Raw genomic sequence first — 1,079 nt, forward strand, 5'->3', positions numbered from 1 at the left:
CGACGTGGTAACCATGAAGTCATGATGCGAGGCACTTTTGCCAACATTCGTATTAAAAACGAAATGCTCGGCGGTGAAGAAGGCGGTAATACCATACATGTGCCAAGTGGTGAGAAGCTTGCCATTTATGATGCGGCAATGCGTTACCAACAAGAACATACACCGCTTGTGATTATTGCTGGTAAAGAATACGGAACGGGTTCTTCACGTGACTGGGCTGCCAAAGGAACGAACTTATTAGGTGTAAAAGCTGTCATTGCTGAAAGTTTTGAACGTATTCACCGTTCAAACTTGGTGGGTATGGGCGTGTTGCCACTCCAGTTTAAACCGGGCGTAAACCGTAAGACTTTGAAGCTAGATGGTACAGAGCTTTATAGCGTGATTGGTAATATTGCGCCGCGTTCGACTTTAACTTTAGTGATTGAACGCGCTACTGCGGATGGTAAAGAAGAGATTCTTGAAGTGCCTGTGACTTGCCGTTTAGATACAGAAGAAGAAGTTTCTGTATATGAAGCGGGCGGTGTATTACAGCGTTTTGCACAAGACTTTTTAGAAGGCCAAGTGGCTTAATATTTTAGTTAAACATTATTGATATTGTTCAAAAAAAGCCCTATCTTGATGATGGGGTTTTTTACTATACATTGTGTAAAAAGAGTTGATAGCCTCATAAAAAATTGCATTTAAAATAGATTTTTTTAGATAAATATCCATATAAAAAAGGATCAAAAATTGGAAACAACAAATAAATTAGATAATCAAGCTGAGAGGAAGTTACCAGTTAAAGCGCATCTATTATGTGGCTGGCCACTCGTACTTATGTTGGTTGGAGGTGCTATTGGCGGAGCTCTTGGAGCAAGTGCTTATGGTATAAATATTAAGATCTATAAATCAAACTTATCAAATATCGCTAAAGTACTACTCAATTTGTTGACAGGTTTAACAGCTATTATTCTTATGCTTATTGCGGCAAATTTGATTCGGATGTATTTTCTTTAAAGTGATTTATCGTATAAAAAAAGCCCGACGTCCTGTCGGGCTTTTTCGTATTTGGTTGCTAGATATGACTCCTGTCGTATCTC

1 protein-coding gene and 1 pseudogene are annotated in these 1,079 nt (G+C 38.8%); both read left to right on the top strand.

The genetic code is table 11. The features are described from left to right. Positions 1–570: pseudogene (locus VXQ92_RS20610) on the top strand (Fe/S-dependent 2-methylisocitrate dehydratase AcnD); the annotation flags it as partial. Positions 571–729: 159 nt separating this feature from the next. Then, a complete protein-coding gene (locus VXQ92_RS20615; protein WP_000450433.1) occupies positions 730–996 on the top strand; it encodes a hypothetical protein in 267 nt (88 codons plus the stop codon). Positions 997–1,079 lie beyond the last annotated feature (83 nt).

Source organism: Acinetobacter sp. 228 (assembly GCF_048147885.1).